17 protein-coding genes are annotated in these 20,259 nt (G+C 72.0%); 3 read left to right on the forward strand and 14 right to left on the reverse strand.

Annotated features, from left to right (window positions below):
* Positions 1–36: 36 nt before the first annotated feature.
* The 10 genes from PV721_RS11370 to PV721_RS11415 all read right to left on the reverse strand — a co-directional run bounded on the left by PV721_RS11370 (position 37) and on the right by PV721_RS11415 (position 13,274).
* Positions 37–1,818, reverse strand: a complete 1,782-nt coding sequence (locus PV721_RS11370) for an IucA/IucC family siderophore biosynthesis protein (RefSeq protein ID WP_319722941.1) — start codon at positions 1,816–1,818, stop codon at positions 37–39.
* Entirely contained in the window at positions 1,815–2,408 is a 594-nt protein-coding gene (locus PV721_RS11375) for a GNAT family N-acetyltransferase (protein ID WP_319722943.1), read from the reverse strand. Before PV721_RS11375 ends, PV721_RS11370 begins: the two co-directional genes overlap by 4 nt.
* A complete protein-coding gene (locus PV721_RS11380) occupies positions 2,405–3,706 on the reverse strand; it encodes a lysine N(6)-hydroxylase/L-ornithine N(5)-oxygenase family protein (RefSeq protein ID WP_319722945.1) in 1,302 nt (433 codons plus the stop codon). Before PV721_RS11380 ends, PV721_RS11375 begins: the two co-directional genes overlap by 4 nt.
* Entirely contained in the window at positions 3,690–5,180 is a 1,491-nt protein-coding gene (locus tag PV721_RS11385; protein WP_319722947.1) for an aspartate aminotransferase family protein, read from the reverse strand. Before PV721_RS11385 ends, PV721_RS11380 begins: the two co-directional genes overlap by 17 nt.
* Positions 5,181–5,327: 147 nt before the next feature.
* On the reverse strand, positions 5,328–6,233 hold the full coding sequence (locus PV721_RS11390; protein WP_319722949.1) for a siderophore-interacting protein: 906 nt from the start codon (positions 6,231–6,233) through the stop codon (positions 5,328–5,330).
* A gap of 72 nt (positions 6,234–6,305) precedes the next feature.
* The gene (locus PV721_RS11395; RefSeq protein ID WP_319722951.1) at positions 6,306–7,343 is read right to left on the reverse strand and encodes an ABC transporter substrate-binding protein; all 1,038 of its coding nucleotides are present in this window, start codon (positions 7,341–7,343) and stop codon (positions 6,306–6,308) included.
* Positions 7,344–7,486: 143 nt separating this feature from the next.
* A complete protein-coding gene (locus PV721_RS11400; RefSeq protein WP_319722953.1) occupies positions 7,487–8,647 on the reverse strand; it encodes an acyl-CoA dehydrogenase family protein in 1,161 nt (386 codons plus the stop codon).
* A gap of 7 nt (positions 8,648–8,654) precedes the next feature.
* Positions 8,655–9,590 (reverse strand): hydroxymethylglutaryl-CoA lyase, encoded by a 936-nt coding sequence (locus tag PV721_RS11405; RefSeq protein WP_319722954.1) that lies wholly within the window; start codon positions 9,588–9,590, stop codon positions 8,655–8,657.
* Entirely contained in the window at positions 9,587–11,641 is a 2,055-nt protein-coding gene (locus PV721_RS11410; protein WP_319722956.1) for an acetyl/propionyl/methylcrotonyl-CoA carboxylase subunit alpha, read from the reverse strand. The genes PV721_RS11405 and PV721_RS11410 overlap by 4 nt, the downstream gene beginning before the upstream one ends.
* A 16-nt stretch (positions 11,642–11,657) precedes the next feature.
* Positions 11,658–13,274 carry a carboxyl transferase domain-containing protein gene (locus PV721_RS11415; RefSeq protein ID WP_319722958.1) on the reverse strand — a complete coding sequence of 539 codons (1,617 nt, stop codon included), beginning with the start codon at positions 13,272–13,274 and terminating at the stop codon, positions 11,658–11,660.
* Between the two features lie 112 nt (positions 13,275–13,386).
* Between PV721_RS11415 and PV721_RS11420 the strand changes: the two genes are divergently transcribed.
* From PV721_RS11420 to PV721_RS11430, 3 genes are all read left to right on the forward strand, one after another.
* On the forward strand, positions 13,387–13,965 hold the full coding sequence (locus PV721_RS11420) for a TetR/AcrR family transcriptional regulator (protein ID WP_319722960.1): 579 nt from the start codon (positions 13,387–13,389) through the stop codon (positions 13,963–13,965).
* Between the two features lie 56 nt (positions 13,966–14,021).
* Positions 14,022–14,828: a phosphatase gene (locus PV721_RS11425; RefSeq protein ID WP_319722962.1), complete on the forward strand. Its 807-nt coding sequence runs from the start codon at positions 14,022–14,024 to the stop codon at positions 14,826–14,828.
* A 142-nt stretch (positions 14,829–14,970) separates the two neighbouring features.
* The gene (locus PV721_RS11430; RefSeq protein WP_319722964.1) at positions 14,971–15,831 is read left to right on the forward strand and encodes a DUF4253 domain-containing protein; all 861 of its coding nucleotides are present in this window, start codon (positions 14,971–14,973) and stop codon (positions 15,829–15,831) included.
* Between the two features lie 18 nt (positions 15,832–15,849).
* On the opposite strand, the gene tesB is transcribed toward PV721_RS11430, so the two are convergent.
* From tesB to PV721_RS11450, 4 genes are all read right to left on the reverse strand, one after another.
* Positions 15,850–16,728 carry an acyl-CoA thioesterase II gene (gene tesB, locus PV721_RS11435; protein ID WP_319722966.1) on the reverse strand — a complete coding sequence of 293 codons (879 nt, stop codon included), beginning with the start codon at positions 16,726–16,728 and terminating at the stop codon, positions 15,850–15,852.
* Between the two features lie 26 nt (positions 16,729–16,754).
* Complete coding sequence (locus tag PV721_RS11440; RefSeq protein WP_319722967.1) at positions 16,755–17,912, reverse strand: acyl-CoA dehydrogenase family protein; 1,158 nt, start codon at positions 17,910–17,912, stop codon at positions 16,755–16,757.
* Positions 17,913–18,074: 162 nt separating this feature from the next.
* Positions 18,075–18,278, reverse strand: a complete 204-nt coding sequence (locus PV721_RS11445) for a hypothetical protein (protein ID WP_319722969.1) — start codon at positions 18,276–18,278, stop codon at positions 18,075–18,077.
* A 510-nt stretch (positions 18,279–18,788) separates the two neighbouring features.
* Positions 18,789–20,259, reverse strand: a 1,471-nt coding sequence (locus PV721_RS11450) for a helix-turn-helix domain-containing protein (protein ID WP_319722971.1), incomplete at its 5' end; no start/stop codon positions are given.

Below are 20,259 nucleotides of genomic sequence, written 5' to 3' on the forward strand. Positions count from 1 at the left end.
CGAGGGACCGTATCGACCGCCCGCCCGCCCCCCGGGTCACCGCCGGGCGAAGGCCGCGACGGGGTTCTTGAGGGTGCCGATCAGCTGCAGGGCGGCGGACGGGTCGGACAGGTCGACCATCTGCTTGTTGTTCCGCAGCTGGAGGCGGTTCAGGCAGGACAGCTGGAACTCCTCCGCGAACAGGTCGTACCGAGCGAAGCGCTCCGCGAGCTGCGGCACCGAGTCCTGGTACGCGTGGCCGCAGTCGGCCACCGCCTGCCAGAACGTGTCCTCCTCGCAGATGCCCTCCGTCGCCAGGATCGGGCCCAGGAAGCGGAAGAAGCAGTCGAAGACGTCCGTGAAGACGGACAGCAGCTTCATGTCCTCAGGGACGTCCGCCCGGATCCGCTCGACCGCGGGCGGCAGGACCGCGTCCGGGTCCATGATCACGATCTCCTCGGCGATGTCCTTGAAGATCGCCCGCTTCACCACGCCGCCCTCGATGACGAGGATCGTGTTCTCGCCGTGCGGCATGTACGCGAGGTCGTACTGGTAGAAGCAGTGCAGGAGCGGGACCAGGTAGGCGCGGAGGTAGTGGCGCAGCCACTCCGCCGGGGTCAGGCCCGACTCCTCGATCAGGGCGCCGACGAAGGACTTGCCCTCGGCGTCGACGTGCAGGAGCGAGGCCATGGTGGCGAGCCGCTCGTCGCCCTTGAGGGAGTTGACGGGGGACTCGCGCCACAGCGCGGCCAGCATCTTGCGGTACGGGGAGTAGCGGTCGGTGGCACGCTCGTACTGGCGGTGGTGGTAGCCGATCGCCGCGCGCTCGCGGATGATCGAGAAGTCCACCGACTGCAGGACCTCGTCGCCCTCGATCAGCTGGTGCAGCCAGTCGTTGATGGCCGGCGTGGCCTCCATGTAGGCGGCCGAGAGCCCCCGCATGAAGCCCATGTTCAGCACCGAGATGGCCGTCTTGACGTAGTGCTTCTCCGGCGCGCTCTGGTTGAAGAACGTACGGATCGACTGCTGCGCCAGGTACGCGTCCGAGCCCTCGCCCAGCAGCACCAGGCGGCGGTTGGCGATCTCGGCGGCGAAGGTGACCGTGGTCTTGTTCCACCACTGCCAGGGGTGGACCGGCAGCAGGTGGTAGTCGGCCAGGTCCAGGCCCAGGGCCTCCAGCTGCGCCGCGAAGCCGGCGATCGCCTCCTCGCCCAGCTCGGCGCGGACGAAGGAGTCGTGGTCCAGGCCCGCGCCCGCCGTGAAGGTGGACACGTCCTTGCGGGCCGCCACCCACACCAGGTGGACCGGGCTCGCCGTCTCCGGGGCGTAGGAGAGGTACTCGTGCACGCCGAAGCCGAGGCGGCCGTTGTTCGCCACGAAGCAGGGGTGGCCCTCGGTCATGCCGGTCTCGATGTCCTGGAAGGAGGACTTCGCGAGGACGTCGGAGGAGATCTGCGGCTTCGTGTACTTGAAGCCGGTGCCGGCCAGGGTGGAGGAGATCTCCTCCAGGTAGACGGGCAGGACCTCCGGGCTCAGGCCCAGCGCCTCGCGCAGCTCGATGTGGAAGTCGAGGGCGTCCAGCGGGAGCTCGGCGCCGTCCTGCAGGCGGGTGACCGAGGACTCGTCCACCGCCCAGTGGTCGAGGGCGTGCAGGACGGCCTTGAAGCGGTACTCCACGGTGGAGTCGTCGCTCAGGACCGAGTACCAGGAATCGCCCAGCGGCTTCGGCGTCAGGAGGCGTTCGTGGGAGAACTCCGCGAGGGCCTTGCGGACCAGCGCGCGGTTCGCGCGGGCCCACAGCTCCGGGGAGAGGTGGGAGACGGCGTCGGCCAGGCTCATATCGACACTTCCTGGGTGATGCCGGTGGCTGCTTCGAACTGGGCGCGGGTGCAGAAGCTGAGGAGGGCTTCCTTCTCCGGCTTCTGGATCTCGCGCTCGGGGACGAAACCGACCACCGCGTTGAGGGCGTGCACCGCCGTGTTGCGGACGTCCGGTTCGACGACGACCCGTTCCGTCTGCGCGTCGGCGAAGAGGGCGGCCATCACCGTGGTGATCACGGCGCGGGTGAAGCCGCTGAGGGGCTGGTCGCTCGGCGCGACGAGGAAGTGCATGCCGACGTCGCCGGGCTGGGCGTCGTACAGGCCGACCAGTTCCAGCTCGCTCGGGTCGTAGCTCTCCATCAGGAAGGCCGGGCGGCCCTCGTGGAGGCCGATGAACGCGTTGTGGTGCTCGTGCGCGGCGATCCGCATGTACTCGCGCTCGACGTCCGGCAGCGAGGCGTCCTGCATCATCCAGAACGAGGCCTTGGGGTGCGTGACCCAGCCGTGCAGCAGCTCCGCGTCGGCGAAGGGGTCCAGCGGGCGGATGGCGAAGGTCCCGAGTGCCGCGTCGGTGCGGGTGAAGAGGATCTCACCGGTGGTGGTGCTCATACGTGCGTGCCTTCCGGGGCTGCGAACTGCTGGAACGCGATGGACTTCTCGACCTTGTAGTACTCGCGGCCGAGGAGCTCGCCCACGATGTAGGCGTTGCGGTACGCGGCCATGCCCAGGTCGGGCGAGGTCAGGGAGTGGTTGTGGGTCGTGCCGTTCTGGAGGTACACCCCGCGGCCCGTGGTGTCGACGCTGTAGTTGCGGCCGGCGTCGAGGCGTCCGCGGCCGTCGAAGTTCAGCCGGTCGCGCACCGGGGCGAGGAACTCGGGCACCTGGTACTTGTAGCCGGTGGCCAGGACCAGGCCCTCGGAGGCGAGGGTGAAGTCCCGCTCCTGCTCCTCCTGGCGCAGCCCCAGGGTGTAGGTGCCCGTGGTGGTGTCGTACGCCGTGCTGTTCAGGGAGGTGTTGGTCAGCAGGGTGGTCGGCACCTGCCCCGGCATGGTGACCTTCTTCTGGTAGAGCAGGTCGAAGATGGCGTTGATGAGGTCGCCGTCGATGCCCTTGAAGAGATTCTTCTGCTGGGTCTCCAGCCGGTAGCGGGTGTCCTCGGGGAGGGCGTGGAAGTAGTCCACGTACTCGGGGGAGGTCATCTCCAGCGTCAGCTTCGTGTACTCCAGCGGGAAGAACCGCGGGGAACGCGTGACCCAGTTGAGCTGGTAGCCGTAGGTGTCGATCTCGGCGAGGAGGTCGTAGTAGATCTCGGCCGCACTCTGGCCGGAGCCGATCAGCGTGATGGACTTCTTCTTCTGCAGCTCCGCCTTGTTCTGCATGTAGGCGGAGTTGTGCAGGAAGTCGCCACCGAGGCCGGCGCAGGCCTCCGGGACGAAGGGCGGGGTGCCGGTGCCCAGGACCAGGCGGCGGGCCCGGTGGGTCCCGCCCTGGTCCGTGCGGACCTCGTAGAGCCCGGCCTGCTCGTCGTAGGTGACCTCGGTGACGGAGGTCGAGTACAGGACGTTGTCGAGCCGGTCGGCGGCCCAGCGGCAGTAGTCGTTGTACTCGGCGCGCAGCGGGTAGAAGTTCTCCCGGATGTAGAAGGAGTACAGCCGGTCCTGGTCCTTCAGGTAGTTCAGGAAGGAGAAGGGCGACGTCGGGTCGGCGAGGGTGACCAGGTCCGACATGAACGGCGTCTGCAGGTGTGCGCCGTCCAGGAACATCCCCGCGTGCCACTCGAAGTGCGGCTTCGACTCGATGAACAGGCCGTTCAGTTCGTCGATCGGCGCGGTGAGGCACGCGAGTCCCAGGTTGAAGGGACCGAGGCCGATGCCGATGAAGTCGTGGGGCTCAGTGGTGGACGGCAAGGGATTCTCCCAGGAACTGCTCGGCGTGTGCGGCGAGGAGGTCGAGGACGGCAGCGATGTCGGCCGTCGTGGTCTGCGGGTTGAGGAGGGTGAACTTCAGGTACTGCTTCCCGTCCACCTTCGTCCCGGCGACGACGGCCTCGCCGGAGGCGAAGAGCGCCTTGCGGGCGTGGAGCTGGGCCTCGTCGAGGAGGTCGGCGGGGGCCTCCTCGCCGGGCAGGAAGCGGAAGACGAGGGTGGAGATCTGCGGCTTGACGACGACCTCGAAGCGCGGGTCGGCGTCGATCAGGTCCCAGCCGGCGGCGGCCAGGTCGATGACCTCGTCGAAGAGCGAGCCGACGCCGTCGGCGCCCATGACGCGCAGGGTCATCCAGAGCTTGAGCGCGTCGAAGCGGCGCGTGGTCTGGATGGACTTGTCTACCTGGTTGGGGATGCGCTCCTCGGCCATGCGGCGCGGGTTGAGGTAGTCCGCGTGGTACGTGGCGTGCTTGAGGGTGTCGCGGTCGCGGACCAGCATCGCGCTGGAGCTGACCGGCTGGAAGAACGACTTGTGGTAGTCGACCGTGACCGAGTCGGCGTGCTCGATGCCGTCGAGGAGGTGCCGGCGGGTGGGGGAGACCAGCAGTCCGCAGCCGTAGGCGGCGTCCACGTGCATCCACGCGGAGTGCTCGGCGGTCAGGCGGGCGATCTCGGGGAGCGGGTCGATGGACCCGAAGTCGGTGGTGCCGGCGGTGGCGACGACGGCCATGGGGAAGAGGCCCTCGGCGGCGCACTCCTCGAGCTCCAGGGCGAGCACCGCAGTGTCCATCCGGCGGTTGCGGTCGACCGGGACGGCGATGACGGCCTCGTAGCCGAGCCCGAGCATGGCGGCCGACTTCTTCACGCTGAAGTGGCTGGCCTCGGAGGTGAAGATGCGCAGCTTCGGCAGCAGTTCGGCCTTGGTGAGCTCGCGCCCCTCGTCCAGCTCCTTCTTCATGACGATGCGGCAGGCCTCGTCGCGGGCGAGCAGCAGGGCGTGGAAGTTGGACTGGCTGCCCCCGGAGGTGAAGATGCCGTCCGCGGCGGGGCCGAGGCCGATGCGCTGGGCGGTCCAGTCGATGAGGCGGCGCTCGATCAGCGTGCCGCCGATCGACTGGTCCCAGGTGTCGAGGGAGGAGTTGACGGCCGAGAGGACCGCCTCGCCGAGCACGGCGGGGATCACGACCGGGCAGTTGAGGTGCCCGAGGTAGCGCGGGTGGTGGAAGTACACCGCGTCGCGCAGGTACACGTCCTCCAGCTCGTCCAGGACGGCGGTCGCGTCCGCGAGCGGCTTGTCCAGGTCGATCCCGTTGATGACCGGGGCGAGTTCGTCGACGGATATACCGGTGTGAGGCCGTTCCGTGGTCGCGAGTTTGGCGGCGACACGGTCGACGCCCTCGGTGACGGAACGCCGGTAGAGGTCCGCAGTCGTCTCATTCAGCAGATGCGAGCGCATCAACTTTCCTCCGGGCAGGGGGGGAAGGGGAGGGTGGGGTGTGTGAGGCTTAGGTTAGCCTAACCTAAGCTAATAAGCCAAATAGGGATGGGCTCTGGCTGAAAGCCAGGGCCCATCCCCAACTGCGTTACAGGATGCGGAAGTCGACTACAGCTCGGACGCCGGGTCCTCGCTCGGGGCCTTGCCGGCGTAGGCCTCGGCGAGGAGCTGCTCCTCGCTCGCGCCGAGCCGCCAGTAGCCGGTGAAACGCACCGCGCGGCGGTCGACGGACCGTTCCTGCACGAAGTGGCGGCGCACCGCGCGAACGGTGCCGGCCTCGCCCGCCAGCCAGACGTACGGGACTTCGGCGGCGGGCGGTTCGGCCGAACGCAGCACGCTCAGCACCTGCTCGGCCCGCTCCCGGCCGTGGCCCTCGCGCACGATCCAGGTGATGTCCGCGTCGGCGAGCGTGTCCAGTGCGATCCGGTCGTCCTCGTGCGGGACCTCGAACCAGGCCCGGACGCGGGTCCCGGCGGCCAGCCGGTCCAGGATCGCGGCCGCGGCCGGCAGGGCGGTCTCGTCCGCGTACATCCAGATCGCGTCGGTGGCGGCCGGCGGCTGGAAGCGCACGGACTTGTTCTCCGCGACGGCCGGGCCGATGGCCATGATCCGGCGGCCGGCGACCGCGCGCCCCGCCCAGCGGGAGGCCGGCGACGCGTCCCCGTGCAGGACGAAGTCGATGTCGACCTCGTCCGCCCCCTCGGGCGTACGGCGCTGCTCGCGCACCGTGTACGAGCGCATCACCGGCCGCTCCTCGTCCGGCATCCCGCGCCAAGCGGCGAACCAGGTGTCCTCGTCCGTGGACGGGAGCACGGTGTGCTCCTGGCCGGACGGGGGCAGGAAGAGCGACAGGCTCTGGTCGAAGCCGCCCGAACGGAAGTCCGCGAGGGACTCCCCGCCGAACGTGACCCGCAGGAACGAGTGGCCGAGGCGGCGCGTGCGGACCACTTCGAGCGCGAAGAAGCGGAAGTGGGCGACGGCCGGAGCGGCGTCGTCGGACGCGGTGACGGTCATGCGGAGGATCCCCCTGGAAGTCGGAACGGCCTACGGGCGCCCGGGGTCACCGGGCGCCGCGGGTCGACCGGGTCAGCTGACCTTCTTGGCGTTCTGGATGGACTTCGCGAGGTCTTCGAGGATCTGGGCGCACTTGGCGTACGAGAAGATCGGCTCGGTGACGCGCGGGGTGATCTGGCCGGCCTTGACCGCCGGGAGCTCGGCCCAGGTGGCCTTCGCCTTCAGCTCCTCCGGCTGCAGGGTGCCGGTGCGGTTGTCGAGCAGGACGACGTCGGCCTTGTACTTGCCGGCGTTCTCCCAGCTGAGGCTCTCGAAGAAGCCGCCCTCGTCCAGCTTCTCCGGCGTGACGAACTCGACGCCGAGCTGCTTGAAGTACTTCAGGTCGGCCGAGGTGTCCGGGGTGGAGACGTAGAAGAGGTCGGCGGAGCCGGAGCCCACGAGCACCTTGACGCCCGGGTTGGCCTTGGTGGCCTCGCGCACCTTCGCGGCGGCGGCCTCGAAGCGGGCCTTCGCGTCGACGGTGGACTTCGCGTTCATGTCGGCGCCCAGGGACTTGGCGAGGTCCGCGGTGCGCTCCAGGGCCTTGTCGAGGGTGACGTCGCCGCCCACCTTGACCGCGGCGGCCGGGGCCAGCTTCAGGATCTTGTCCTTGGAGGCCTCCGGGACGTACCAGTAGGTGCCGTCCCAGCTGTTGGTGACGAGCAGCTCGGGCTGGAGGGCCGCGTACTTCTCGACGTTGAACTCGTCGTAGACGTTGCCGAGGATCTCGACCTTGGAGATGTCCATCGAGCCGGCCTGGACGTCGGCCTTGCCATCGGCGGTCTTGGTCGGGCCGAAGACGCCCTTGACCGGGATGCCGTAGTCGTACAGCGCGGCGGCGGTGCCGGTGAACGCGACGATGTTCTTCGGCTTGGACTTGGTGCTGACGTCGTTGCCGAGGTCGTCCTTGAAGGTCCAGGGGCCGGAGGCCGCGGCGCCGTTGTCCTTGCCGCCATCGCCCTTCGCCGAGTCGGTGCCGCCGCACGCGGCGAGCGCCGCGACGAGGCCGAGGGCGCCGCCAGCCGCGATGAATCCGCGACGGGTGAGGGAGGAGGTTCGGGACTTGGGCATGTCGATGTCCGTTTTCGTGCGTGTCCGGGCGGCCACTGAGCCGTTCGTGGGGAAGGTTAGCCTAACCTTGGCCGAAAACGATAAGGGGGCCCTAACTTTTTTCGGGCCCCCTCGTTCCGCCCGGACGCGGACGAGCTCTGCGACTAGGCGGAGAAGCCCAGTTCACGGGCGATCAGCATGCGCTGGACCTCGCTCGTGCCCTCGCCGATCTCCAGGATCTTCGAATCCCGCCACATGCGGGCCACCGGGTATTCGTTCATGAAGCCGTAGCCGCCGTGGATCTGGGTCGCCTCGCGGGCGTTGTCGACGGCGACCGTCGAGGAGTACAGCTTCGCGATCGCCGCCTCCTTCTTGAACGGCTCGCCGGCCACCAGCCGGGAGGCCGCGTCGCGCCAGCCGATGCGGGCCATGTGGGCGCGCATCTCCATGTCGGCCAGCTTGAACTGGACGGCCTGGTTGTCGCCGATCGCCTTGCCGAAGGCGTGCCGCTCCTTGGCGTACTTCACCGACTCGTCCACGCAGCCCTGCGCGAGACCCGTCGCGAGCGCCGAGATGGCGATCCGGCCCTCGTCGAGGATCCGCAGGAACTGGGCGTAGCCGCGGCCCTCCGCGCCCACGAGGTTGGCGAGGGGGACCCGTACGCCGTCGAAGGACAGCTCACGGGTGTCCGAGGCGTTCCAGCCCACCTTGGAGTAGGGGGCGGCCACGGTGAAGCCCGGGGTGCCGGACGGGACGATGATCGAGGAGATCTCCGGGCGGCCGTCCGCCTTGCGGCCCGTCACGGCCGTGACCGTGACCAGACCGGTGATGTCCGTACCGGAGTTGGTGATGAAGCACTTCGAGCCGTTGATGACCCACTCGTCGCCCTCGCGGACCGCCGTGGTGCGGGTGCCGCCGGCGTCGGAGCCGGCGCCGGGCTCGGTCAGGCCGAAGGCGCCGAGGATCTTGCCGGAGCACATCTTCGGCAGCCACTCCCGCTTCTGCTCCTCCGAGCCGAAGAGGTAGATCGGCATGGCGCCGAGGGAGACGCCGGCCTCCAGGGTGATGGCGACCGAGGAGTCGACGCGGGCCAGCTCCTCCAGGGCGATGCCGAGGGCGAGGTAGTCGCCGCCCATGCCGCCGTACTCCTCGGGGAAGGGCAGGCCGAACAGGCCCATGCGGCCCATCTCGGCGACGATCTCGTACGGGAACTCGTGCCGCTCGTACAGGTCGCCGATCTTCGGCGCGACGACGTCGTGCGCGAACGCCTCGACGGTACGGCGGAGTTCCTCGTGCTCAGGGGTGAGCCGGTGGTCGAGGGACATGGTGTGACTACTCCTTGTGGGAGAGGGCGCGGACGGTACGTGAGGGGCTGGGTCGCCCCAGTTGTTCGGCCATCCACACGCTCGTGGCGGTGAGGGCGGCCAGATCGACCCCGGTCTCGATGCCGAGGCCGTCGAGCATCCACACCAGGTCCTCGGTCGCGAGGTTGCCGGTGGCGCTCTTCGCGTACGGGCATCCGCCGAGGCCGCCGGCGGAGGCGTCGACGGTGGTCACGCCGTGCTGGAGCGCGGCGAGGGTGTTGGAGAGGGCCTGGCCGTAGGTGTCGTGGAAGTGCACGCCGATCCGGTGGGTGCCGACGCCCGCCTCGTTCAGGCTGCTGAGCAGTTCCTGGACGTGGCCGGGGGTGGCGACGCCGATCGTGTCGCCGAGGCTCAGCTCGTCGCACCCGAGGTCGAGCAGGGACGTGGCGACGCGTACGACCTGGTGGACCGGGACGGGGCCCTCCCAGGGGTCCCCGAAGCACATCGAGAGATAGCCGCGGACGTGCGCCTCCTCCTGCTTCGCGCGGGCCACCACGGGCTCGAACATGGCGAGGGACTCGGCGACGGTCCGGTTGAGGTTGCGGGCGGCGAAGGTCTCGGTGGCCGAGCCGAAGACGGCGATGCGGGTGGCCCCGAGGGCGAGCGCGCGGTCCAGGCCCCGCTCGTTGGGGACGAGGACCGGCAGGGCGACCCCGTCGAGGTCCGCGAGCTGCGGGAACAGCTCCTCGGCGTCGGCCAGCTGCGGAACCCACTTGGGGTGCACGAAGCTGGTGGCCTCGACGGTCGTGAGCCCGGCGGCGGCCAGGCGGTGGATGAACTCCGCCTTGACCTCGGTCGGTACGGCGCCCTTCTCGTTCTGGAGCCCGTCGCGGGCGCCGACCTCGTGGATCCGGACCCGCGACGGGAGGCCGGTCACCGGGACGGTCATGGGCAGGCGGTTCATTCGCTCTCCTCGTCCGGGGTGACGACGGCCAGGACCTGGTCCATCGCGACCGTGGTGCCGGGGGTCACGTCGAGCTCGGTGACGGTGCCGGCGTGCGGGGCGGAGATGACGTGCTCCATCTTCATGGCCTCGACGACGAGCAGGCTCTGCCCGGCCGTCACCTTGTCGCCGACGGCCACCTTGACGACGGTGACGGTGCCGGGCATCGGGGCGGCGAGGGTGTCGGCCCCTGCACTGGCCGCGCCGTGGGCGGAGACCGGGTCGTACGTCTGGACGTGCCAGCTGTCGCCGTCGCGGCCGAGCCAGGTCCCCTCCGGGGAGGTGGCGTGGCTGAACCGGTGCGTGACGCCGTCGAGTTCGATGGTGACGGCGTCGGGGGTGCGGGCCACGATCCGGCCGCGGACCGGTGCGCCGGGGCTCTGCCCCGGGCCCCGCGCCTCAACCGCCGACGAGGCCGGATCTGCCCCGGCGGAGTCGGAGACGAGGAGCTCGGAGCCGGTGCCCAGGGGGCGACTGCGGACCTCCACCGGGTCCTGGCCGGAGAGGCGGAAGTGGTGGACCGTCCAGGCGGGGGTGCCGCCCAGGCGCCAGCCGTCGGAGGCGTCGAACGGGTCGACCCACCCCTCCTGCCGTGGCTGCGTGCGGGACTGCGCCAGCAGGCCTGCCGTGGCGTACACCTCGGCCGGGACGGACTCCGGCAGGAGGGACGGCAGGTCCCGCTCGACCAGCCCGGTGTCCAGGTCGCCCGACACCACGTCCGGGTGGGCCAGCAGGCGGCGCAGGAATCCCGCGTTGGTCTGGACACCCAGGATCACCGTGTCCGCCAGGGCCCCCCGCAGCAAGCGCAGCGCACTGGCGCGGTCGGGACCGTACGCGATGACCTTCGACAGCATCGGGTCGTACGTGGAGCCCACCGGCACCCCCGCCGTCAGCCCGGAGTCCGTACGCACCGCTCCGCCGTCCGGCTCCGAGAGGGCCAGGACCGTACCGCCGGACGGCAGGAACCCGCGCGCCGGGTCCTCCGCGCAGACGCGGGCCTCGATCGCGTGGCCCGTCAGCCGGACCTCCGACTGGTCGAAGCCCAGCCGCTCGCCCGCCGCCACCCGCAGCTGGAGCTCCACCAGGTCCAGCCCGGTGATCAGCTCCGTCACCGGGTGCTCGACCTGGAGGCGGGTGTTCATCTCCATGAAGTAGTAGGAGGACGGGTCGCCGCCCGGGACGATGAACTCCACCGTGCCCGCGCCGACGTACCCGCACGAGCGGGCCGCGTCGACCGCCGCCGCGCCCATCGCCGCACGGGTCTTCTCGTCGAGCAGGACCGACGGCGCCTCCTCGATCACCTTCTGGTGCCGGCGCTGCAGCGAGCACTCGCGCTCGCCGAGGTGCACCACGTTCCCGTGGGCGTCCGCCAGTACCTGGATCTCGATGTGCCGGGGCCGGTCGATCCACCGCTCGACGAGGAGCGTGTCGTCGCCGAAGGAGGAGCGGGCCTCGCGGCGGGCGGCCGCGATCTCCTCGGCCAGCACCGCCTCGTCGCGGACCAGCCGCATGCCCTTGCCACCGCCGCCCGCCGAGGGCTTCAGCAGCACCGGCATGCCGATCTCCGTGGAGGCCGCGACCAGTTCGGCGTCGGTCAGCCCGCTCCCCGAGGAGCCGGGCACGACCGGAACCCCGGCGGCCTTCACCGTCTCCTTCGCGCGGATCTTGTCGCCCATCAGGGAGATGGCGGAGGCCGGCGGCCCGATGAAGGCCAGCCCGGCGTCCGCGCAGGCCTGGGCGAAGGTGGCGTTCTCGGCGAGGAAGCCGTAGCCCGGGTGGACCGCCTCGGCGCCCGTGCGCCGGGCGGCGTCGAGGAGCCGCTCCACCGACAGGTAGCTCTCGGAGGCCGCGGCCGGGCCGATGCGGACGGCCGTGTCGGCCTCCCGTACGTGACGGGCGTCCGCGTCGGCGTCGCTGAAGACGGCCACGGAGCGGATGCCGAGCTGCCGCAGCGTGCGGATGACCCGGACCGCGATCTCGCCGCGGTTCGCGACCAGAACAGTGCTGAACATCAGTGAGGTCCTCACGTCACATACGGAAGATGCCGAAGCCCGAGTCGCCCAGCGGGGCGTTCGCGCACGCGGTCAGGGCCAGTCCCAGCACCTGCCGGGTCTCCATCGGGTCGATGACCCCGTCGTCCCACAGCCGCGCCGTGGCGTAGTAGGCGTTGCCCTGCTCCTCGTACTGCGCGCGGACCGGGGCCTTGAAGGCCTCCTCGTCCTCGGCCGGCCACTCCTGGCCCGCGCCCTCGATCTGGTCGCGCTTGACGGTGGCGAGGACCGAGGCCGCCTGCTCGCCGCCCATCACGGAGATCTTGGCGTTGGGCCACATCCACAGGAAGCGGGGCGAGTACGCCCGGCCGCACATCGAGTAGTTGCCGGCGCCGTACGAGCCGCCGACCACCACGGTCAGCTTCGGGACCCGGGCGCAGGCCACCGCCGTCACCATCTTGGCGCCGTGCTTGGCGATGCCGCCCGCCTCGTAGTCCCGGCCGACCATGAAGCCCGAGATGTTCTGGAGGAAGAGGAGCGGGATGCCGCGCTGGTCGCACAGCTCGATGAAGTGGGCGCCCTTCTGGGCTGATTCGGCGAACAGGATGCCGTTGTTGGCGATGATCCCGACCGGGTGTCCGTGGATCCGGGCGAAGCCGGTGACCAGCGTCTGGCCGAACTCGGACTTGAACTCCTGGAAGCGGGAACCGTCCACGATCCGCGCGATGATCTCGCGGGCGTCGTAGGGGGTGCGCGAGTCGACGGGGACCACGCCGTACAGCCCGTGCGGGTCCACCTTCGGCTCTTCGGGGGCCTCGACCGACCAGGGCAGGGCCCCGCGCTCGGGCAGGGTCGCCACGATGTTCCGTACGATCCGCAGCGCGTGCGCGTCGTCCTCCGCGAGGTGGTCGGTCACGCCCGAGATCCGGGAGTGGACCTCGCCGCCGCCGAGCTCCTCGGCCGTGACCACCTCGCCGGTGGCGGCCTTCACCAGCGGCGGGCCGCCGAGGAAGATCGTGCCCTGGTTGCGGACGATGACGGCCTCGTCGCTCATGGCCGGTACGTAGGCCCCGCCCGCCGTGCACGAGCCGAGGACGGCGGCGATCTGCGGGATGCCGGCCCCCGACATGCGCGCCTGGTTGTAGAAGATGCGGCCGAAGTGCTCCCGGTCGGGGAAGACCTCGTCCTGCATCGGCAGGAAGGCGCCGCCCGAGTCGACCAGGTAGAGGCAGGGGAGACGGTTCTCCAGGGCCACCTCCTGGGCGCGCAGGTGCTTCTTGACGGTCATCGGGTAGTACGTGCCGCCCTTGACGGTGGCGTCGTTCGCGACGATCACGCACTCGCGGCCGCTGACCCGGCCGATGCCCGCGATGACCCCGGCGGCGGGGGCCGCGCCCCCGTACATGCCCTCGGCGGCCAGCGGTGCCAGCTCCAGGAAGGGCGACCCGGGGTCGAGGAGGGTGTCCACGCGGTCGCGCGGAAGGAGCTTGCCCCGGGCGGTGTGGCGGGCGCGGGCCTTCTCGCCGCCGCCGAGCCGGGCCGCGTCGAGCCGGGCGCGCAGGCCCTCGGTCAGCTCGCGGTGGGCGGCCTCGTTGGTCCGCCAGGCCTCGGACGCCGGGTCCGCGGCGCTCGTCAGCACTGGTGCCTGCTGCATCGGTCGAGCTCCCTTGCTCGTTCCACTTGCTCGGTACACGCTGTTAATAAGCGTTAACGTCTGTGCGGCCTAGGTTAACGAGCGCTAACGGCCCTGTCTAGAATGGTTTCCCATGAGCACCAGAGCGGCCGCCCCCACCCGTCGCGAGCAGATCCTCAGTGAGGCCGCCCGCCTCTTCGCCGCGCGCGGGTTCCACGGTGTCGGCGTCGACGAGATAGGCGCCGCGGTGGGCATCAGCGGCCCCGGCCTGTACCGGCACTTCGCGGGCAAGGACGCCATGCTCGCGGAGCTGCTCGTCGGCATCAGCGAACGGCTGCTGACCGGCGGCCGCCACCGGGTGGCGGAGGCGGCGGGCGCCCCGGAGCGGGTCCTGTCCTCCCTCATCGACGGGCACATCGACTTCGCGCTCGACGACCGGGCGCTGATCACCCTGCACGACCGGGAGCTCGACCGGCTGCGGGACGCCGACCGCAAGCTCGTACGGCAGCTGCAGCGCCAGTACGTGGAGCTGTGGGTGGAGGTCGTGCGGGAGCTGCACCCGGAGGTCGTCGAGGCGGAGGTGCGCGTCTCCGTGCACGCGGTCTTCGGCCTGTTGAACTCCACCCCCCACCTGGCGGCCCTGGGGCGGGAGGCGACGGAGTCGCTGCTGCGCCGGCTCGCGCACGGGGCGTTCGGGGCGCTGTCGGCATGACCCGGGGCGTCCGCGGACCGGAATGGACGCGCCGCCTCCGCCCGCGCGGCGGCAGAATGGCCCGTATGCCGAAGCCGATAGAGACGCCGAGCCGTGCCGAACTCATCGACCATCTGGTCCGCACGCGGATCGCGGGACAGGTCGCGACCCCGCGCGAGAACAACCTGAGCCACTACCGCAAGCTCGCCAACGGCGACCGGCACTACTGGCTCGGCCTGGAGCTGGGCGACCGGTGGACGGACGAGCAGGACGTGCTCGCGGTGATGGCGGAGCGGTGCGGGGTCGTGGACGACCCGGCGTTCCGGTACGGCCAGGACACCATCGACCCGGAGCTGACCGTGGCCGGCCTGGAGCGGCTGGCGGCGCGGCTGCGCAAGGCGGCGCTGGACCGGCAGAGCGTGCTGTTCGCCACCGGACACCCGGGCGGGCTGCTGGACGTCCACCGGGCCACGGCGGCGGCCCTGCGCGCCGCGGGCTGCGAGATCGTGGTCATCCCCTCGGGCCTGGTGGCCGACGAGGGCTCGGTGTGGCAGTTCGCGGACGTCGCCGTGCTGGAGCGGGGCGCGACCCTGTGGCACACCCACTCGCCGGAGCCGATGGCCGCGATCCTCGATGCCCTGACGGCCGAGAACCGCCCGCAGCCGGACCTGGTCGTCGCCGACCACGGCTGGGCGGGCTGCGCGGCCCAGCGCGGCCTGGACGCGGTCGGCTACGCCGACTGCAACGACCCGGCCCTCTTCCTCGGCGAGGCCGAAGGCACCCTCCAGGTGGTGATCCCCCTGGACGACCACGTCCGCGACCCGCGCTTCTACGACCCGGTGGTGGCGTACTTGCTGAACGCGGCGGGCCTGCAGGGCGCGTGACGGCGCAGGCGGCGGAAGGTCCCGGCCGGTACTGATCGGGCCGGGGGTCCTTCGCCACCGCCTCCGCAGACGCCGCGGACGCTCCGATGCCGCGGCGCGCATCGCCGGACCCGTTGTCGGTGGCGGCGGTTACGTTCGGCCCATGGTGAAGCCTCCGAAGAGACGCAATCCGCTGTCCGTGCTGGCCGACGATCCCCAAGGGCGTTCCCTCGGGCTGGACTTGCCGCCCGGGACGGTCATCGACAGGCCCGGGCGGCGGCGGCGGGGCAAGGCGGCGGAGCCGCTGCTGTGGGTGTCCGGCGAGAGCGTGGGCGTCGGTGCGCTCGCCACGCACCGCGGCCCGGCACTCGCGGCCGCCGGGCTGCAGGCGGTGCTGTTCCAGGACCGCCGCGGGCTCGAACGGTGGTGGGAGGACCGGGAGTTCGTACCGGACCGGATGTCCGACCCCGATGACCACCACGTCGAGCCGGTGCTGCGCGCGTTCTGGAGCAGGGTGGTCCCCGATCCGGAGGAGGGGGAGGAGGGTGAGGAGATCATCGCGCCCTTCGCCAGGGACTGGCCCGGACTCGCGGTGCCCGGGCCCGCGGGTGGACCGGACGCGGTGGATCCGGAGGTCGCGGCCTGTGAGGTGGCGGACGAGCTGATCGAGAGCGGTTCCCTGCCGGGCCCGCGGCTCGCGCTGGTCCCCGCCGGCCGCGGGGCCGACGTGCCCACCGCGCTGGGCTGGGGCGGGCCGACCAACTACGAGAACGACACCGCCCTCATCAGTACCGTCCTGCGGTCCTGGGAGGAGCGCTTCGGCGCCCGCCTCGTCGCCCTCGGCTTCGACGAACTCCACGTGTCCGTGGCGGCCCCGCCGCGTACGGTCGTCCAGGCGCTGCCGGTCGCCGCGGAGCACTTCGCCTTCGCGCCCGACAACGTCTGGCAGGGCTGCGGCACGATCCGCGCCTACGCGGACGAGGCGGTCGCCGGCAGCGACCACTGGGGATTCTGGTGGGACTGAGGCCGCCCGGCGCGTTCCTCACGCACGCGGAACGCGGACGACACCCTCCTGGATGACGGTCACGGCCAGTCGGCCGTCCTGGGTCCAGATGCGGGCCTGGCCCAGGCCGCGGCCGGCGGCCGCGGAGGGGGACTCCTGGTCGTACAGGAGCCATTCGTCCGCGCGGAACGGCCGGTGGAACCACATCGCGTGGTCCAGCGAGGCGCCGACCACGTCGCCCACCGCCCAGCCGCCCCGGCCGTGCGCGAGCAGCACCGAGTCCAGCAGGGTCATGTCGGAGACGTAGGTGGCGAGGCAGGTGTGCAGGAGGGGGTCGGCGCTGTCCAGCTTGCCGGCCGTGCGGAACCACACCTGCGAGCGCGGCTCCACCGGTTCGCCGACGCTGCCCCAGGGCGGGGTCGTGGCGTACCGGAGGTCCACCGCCTCGCGGGTCTCGATCAGCCGCTCCACCGTGCCCGGGTCTCGGAAGATCTCCCGGTACGCGGGCAGCGACTCGGCCGCGGTGGGCAGGGACTCCGGGTCCGGGGCCGAGGGCATCGCGACCTGGTGGTCGAGGCCGTCCTCGTACGTCTGGAACGACGCGGAGAGGTGGAAGATCGGCTGGCCGTGCTGGACGGCGACGACGCGGCGCGTGGTGAAGGAGCGCCCGTCACGGATCCGGTCCACCGAGTACACGATGGGCGCACCCGTGTCGCCGGTGCGCAGGAAGTACGAGTGCAGCGAGTGCGCGGTGCGGTCCGCGGGGACGGTCCGCCCGGCCGCGACCAGGGCCTGGGCCGCGACCTGACCGCCGAAGACGCGCGGGACCAGCGAAGGCCGGCTGGTGCCGCGGAAGATGTTCTCCTCGATCTGCTCGAGGTCGAGCAGATCGAGGAGCGACGTCAGTGCCTCGTTCATGGGGGAAGGGTAGGTGCCCGGATTCCTTACAGGCCCATGGACTTGGCGATGATGGACTTCATGACCTCGCTGGTGCCGCCGTAGATGCGGTTCACGCGGTTGTCGGCGTACAGGCGCGCGATCGGGTACTCGTTCATGTAGCCGTAACCGCCGTGCAGCTGGAGGCACTTGTCGATCACGCGGTGCGCGACCTCAGTGCAGAACAGCTTCGCGGACGCGGCCTCGGCGGCGGTCAGCTCACCGGCGTCCAGGGCCTCGAGGGCGCGGTCGGCGACGGCCTCGGCGGCGTCCACCTCGGCCTGGCAGGCGGCCAGTTCGAACTTGGTGTTCTGGAAGTGCGAGACCGGCTTGCCGAAGACGGTGCGCTCCGTCACGTACTCCTGGGCGAACCGGATGGCGGCCTTGGCCTGCGCGTACGCGCCGAAGGCGATGCCCCAGCGCTCGGAGGGAAGGTTCGCACCGAGGTAGTAGAAGCCCTTGTTCTCCTCGCCGAGCAGGTCCTCGACCGGCACCTTCACGTCGACGAACGCCAGCTCGGCGGTGTCGGAGGTGCGCAGGCCCAGCTTGTCCAGCTTGCGGCCGATGGAGTAGCCCTCGGACTTGGTGTCCACGGCGAAGAGGGAGATGCCGAAGCGGCGGTCCTCGGCGCTCGGGGCGGAGGTGCGGGCGCAGACGATCACGCGGTCGGCGTGCACGCCACCGGTGATGAAGGTCTTGGCGCCGTTGAGGACGTAGTGGGTGCCGTCGTCGGAGAGCTTGGCGGTGGTCTTCATGCCCGCGACGTCGGAGCCGGTGCCCGGCTCGGTCATCGCCAGCGCCCACATCTCCTCACCGGAGACGAACTTCGGGAGGTAACGCTTCTTCTGCTCGTCGTCGGCGAGCATCTTGATGTAGGGCAGGGCGAGCAGCACGTGCACGCCGGAGCCGCCGAAGTTGACGCCCGCGCGCGAGGTCTCCTCGTACAGGACGGCCTCGAACTTGTGGGTGTCCAGGCCCGCGCCGCCGAACTCCTCGGGGACGTTGATGCCGAAGATGCCCAGCTCGCCGAGCTTGTAGTAGAAGTCGCGCGGCGCCTGTCCCGCGGCGAACCACTCGTCGTAGACGGGGACGACCTCGGCTTCGATGAAGGCGCGGATGGTCTCGCGGAACGCCTCGTGGTCCTCGTTGAACACCGTACGGCGCACGGCCGGCTCCCTTCGGTCGCGGCAGTCCGCCGCCTGAATCTAAGCGCTTGCTCAGATTAAGTTACCGGCGGGTTGTCTCCCGTGTCCAGAGCGGGTGACCGACCTCATGCCGGGGCGGCGGCGCAACCGCGGGCGCGCTCGGCCCGCGGCCGGCCGAGGTGTTCAGCGCGCGGCCGGGTCGAGGTGCTCGGCCAGCGCCTCGTGGGTGAGGTGGACTCCGGCCCGCAGGACCGCGTCGCGACGGCCGGGATGCGCGGCCCGGTGCCGCAGTTCGAGCTCCCGGGCGAGCCGCAGCCGATGCACGTAGTCCTCGCCGCGCAGGGCCGCGTCGAGGGCCGAGGCGGTCGCCCCGATCAGCGGCGCCATGGCGCGCAGCGCCTCGTCGGCGCCGCCCGGGAGGGCTTCCGGCGGCTCGGCGCCGGCCTTCCCGCGCTCGCCGTCGGCGGAGGAGGACCGGACCTCCAGCTCCCGCGCGAGGAACAGCAGGGCCGGCGCCGTCCGCGCGGCCAGCCGCAGCCGGGGCCGGAGCGTGTCCGCCGCCCCGGCCGGGGGCCGCCGCGGCGGCAGGAGCAGCAGGCGCTCCGTCCTGCGGTCCAGCGCGGCGGACAGTTCGTACGGGCGGCGCCACCGGGCGAAGGGGTCCGCCGGAGCGGGGCCCGTGGGCCGCCCGGCGGCGGCCCGCGCCGCGACCCGCTCCAGCAGGGCGCCGAGACCGGTGCGGTACTCCTCCAGGCCGCTCGCGGCCTCCCGGTACGCCGGGCATGCGGCACATCGTAGGGGGGCCCGACGGTCCCCGGCGGGCCCGCGGGAGCCGCGCCTCGCCGCGGTCAGCCGCCCGGCCGGGGCCGGGGCCGGGGGCGGGCGCCGGGGAGCCTTTCAGCCGCCCGGCCCCCGCGGCGGCTCCTCCCAGCGCAGGGCGAACCACAGCTCCATCCGGGTGTCGGGGTCGTCCAGGTCCCGCCCCAGCAGCTCCGCGCAGCGGGCCACGCGCTGGCGGACCGTGTTGCGGTGCACGCCGAGGGCGGCGGCGGTGCGGTCCCACCCCCCGTGGTGCGCCAGCCAGCCGCGCAGGGTCTCCCGCAGGACGGGGGAGAGGGGTGCGAGCAGGGCATCGGCGTGCGCGCGGGCCTCCGCCTCGCCGACCAGGCCCGAGAAACCGGGGGCTGCGTGCCGGGCCAGGGGGGTGCGCGCCGCCTCGGCGCGTTCCAGGGCCCGCCGGGCCTGCGCGTCGGCGGCGGGCAGCGCGTCGGGTGCGGCCGGGGCGCTCACCCCGAGGCGCCAGCCGGGCCGCGCGCCGGGATCCCGCTCGGTGAGCAGGCGTACGCGATCCCCGCGCGGGTCCACCAGTACGGTGCCCAGCGCGGCCGCCAGGGCCTGCGGGTCGCCCGCCCCGCGGGCGTGCACCACGTGCCAGGGCCCGGGGGAGAGGGCCGCGGCGGGATCGCCGTCGAGGAGCAGCCGGGTCAGGGCCGCTGCCTCCGGTCCCGCCGGGCGGTGCGCGGTGAGCAGGCTCAGCAGCACCGCCGCGACCGAGGCGATGGTGTGGTCGCCGGGGGCGCGGGCCGGCGTGGCCGTCCCGAGCGCCCGTACGGGTTCCGGCCCCGGCTCGGACGCGGGCTGCGGCGCGGCGTCCGGCCCGGCTGGCGTGCCGGGCTCCGGGCGGCCGTCGGGCACCGGGCCCGCCGCGGGGGCCGGGCCGCCCAGGGCGTGCGCCGTGAGGTGCCACCCGCCCGCCTGGTCGGTCGCCGTCGCGGGCCCGCCCGCCCGGCCGACGCGGGCCAGCAGTGCGCGCAGGGCCGCCGCGGCCTCCGCGGGGGGCGGGTTCCCCGCGGAGCGGTCGTCCGGCCGGAGCGTGACGTGGCCGCCCAGGCTCGCCGCGAGCCGCGACAGCACCGCCGGGACCGGATCGGGCCGGGCCGCGGCCGCCGCGAGGGACTGCTGGGCCTCGGTGACCCGGCGCAGCTCCCGCGTGCGGGCCCCCGCCATCAGCCGCCAGACCGTACGGGCCACCGCGCTGAAGGGGGTGCCGGGCGGGACCTCCAGGAGCGGGAGCCCGTGACGTTCGCAGGCCTCGGCCAGACCGGCGGGCACCCGCTCGTGCACGGGCGCCACGCCGAAGCCGAGCGCCGCCACCCCGGCCTTCGCCAGGCGGGCGACGTAGCCGTCGGGATCCGCGCCGAGCCCGGCCCCGGCCGTCAGCAGCAGCTCGCCGCCCAGCAGGTACGGGGACGGGTCCGCCATCTCGGAGGCGTGCACCCCGTGCACATCGGCCTCGGCGGGGCCTGCGAGCCGGCGCAGGCCCAGCTCCCGGTCGGGCAGCAGCGCGCCGAGGGGGACCGGTGCGGTG

This window comes from Streptomyces sp. MB09-01, assembly GCF_033794505.1.
In the GTDB taxonomy this organism is placed as follows: Bacteria; Actinomycetota; Actinomycetes; order Streptomycetales; family Streptomycetaceae; genus Streptomyces.

Bases quoted from the DNA above. Each gene is read 5' to 3' on its own strand.
- PV721_RS11425 (WP_319722962.1), top strand. From the start codon at position 14,022: ATGGCCCGTATGCCGAAGCCGATAGAGACGCCGAGCCGTGCCGAACTC.
- PV721_RS11375 (WP_319722943.1), bottom strand. From the start codon at position 2,408: ATGAGCACCACCACCGGTGAGATCCTCTTCACCCGCACCGACGCGGCA.
- PV721_RS11395 (WP_319722951.1), bottom strand. From the start codon at position 7,343: ATGCCCAAGTCCCGAACCTCCTCCCTCACCCGTCGCGGATTCATCGCG.
- PV721_RS11410 (WP_319722956.1), bottom strand. From the start codon at position 11,641: ATGTTCAGCACTGTTCTGGTCGCGAACCGCGGCGAGATCGCGGTCCGG.
- PV721_RS11400 (WP_319722953.1), bottom strand. From the start codon at position 8,647: ATGTCCCTCGACCACCGGCTCACCCCTGAGCACGAGGAACTCCGCCGT.
- PV721_RS11405 (WP_319722954.1), bottom strand. From the start codon at position 9,590: ATGAACCGCCTGCCCATGACCGTCCCGGTGACCGGCCTCCCGTCGCGG.
- PV721_RS11370 (WP_319722941.1), bottom strand. From the start codon at position 1,818: ATGAGCCTGGCCGACGCCGTCTCCCACCTCTCCCCGGAGCTGTGGGCC.
- PV721_RS11420 (WP_319722960.1), top strand. From the start codon at position 13,387: ATGAGCACCAGAGCGGCCGCCCCCACCCGTCGCGAGCAGATCCTCAGT.
- tesB (WP_319722966.1), bottom strand. From the start codon at position 16,728: ATGAACGAGGCACTGACGTCGCTCCTCGATCTGCTCGACCTCGAGCAG.
- PV721_RS11415 (WP_319722958.1), bottom strand. From the start codon at position 13,274: ATGCAGCAGGCACCAGTGCTGACGAGCGCCGCGGACCCGGCGTCCGAG.
- PV721_RS11445 (WP_319722969.1), bottom strand. From the start codon at position 18,278: ATGGCGCCGCTGATCGGGGCGACCGCCTCGGCCCTCGACGCGGCCCTG.
- PV721_RS11390 (WP_319722949.1), bottom strand. From the start codon at position 6,233: ATGACCGTCACCGCGTCCGACGACGCCGCTCCGGCCGTCGCCCACTTC.
- PV721_RS11385 (WP_319722947.1), bottom strand. From the start codon at position 5,180: ATGCGCTCGCATCTGCTGAATGAGACGACTGCGGACCTCTACCGGCGT.
- PV721_RS11430 (WP_319722964.1), top strand. From the start codon at position 14,971: ATGGTGAAGCCTCCGAAGAGACGCAATCCGCTGTCCGTGCTGGCCGAC.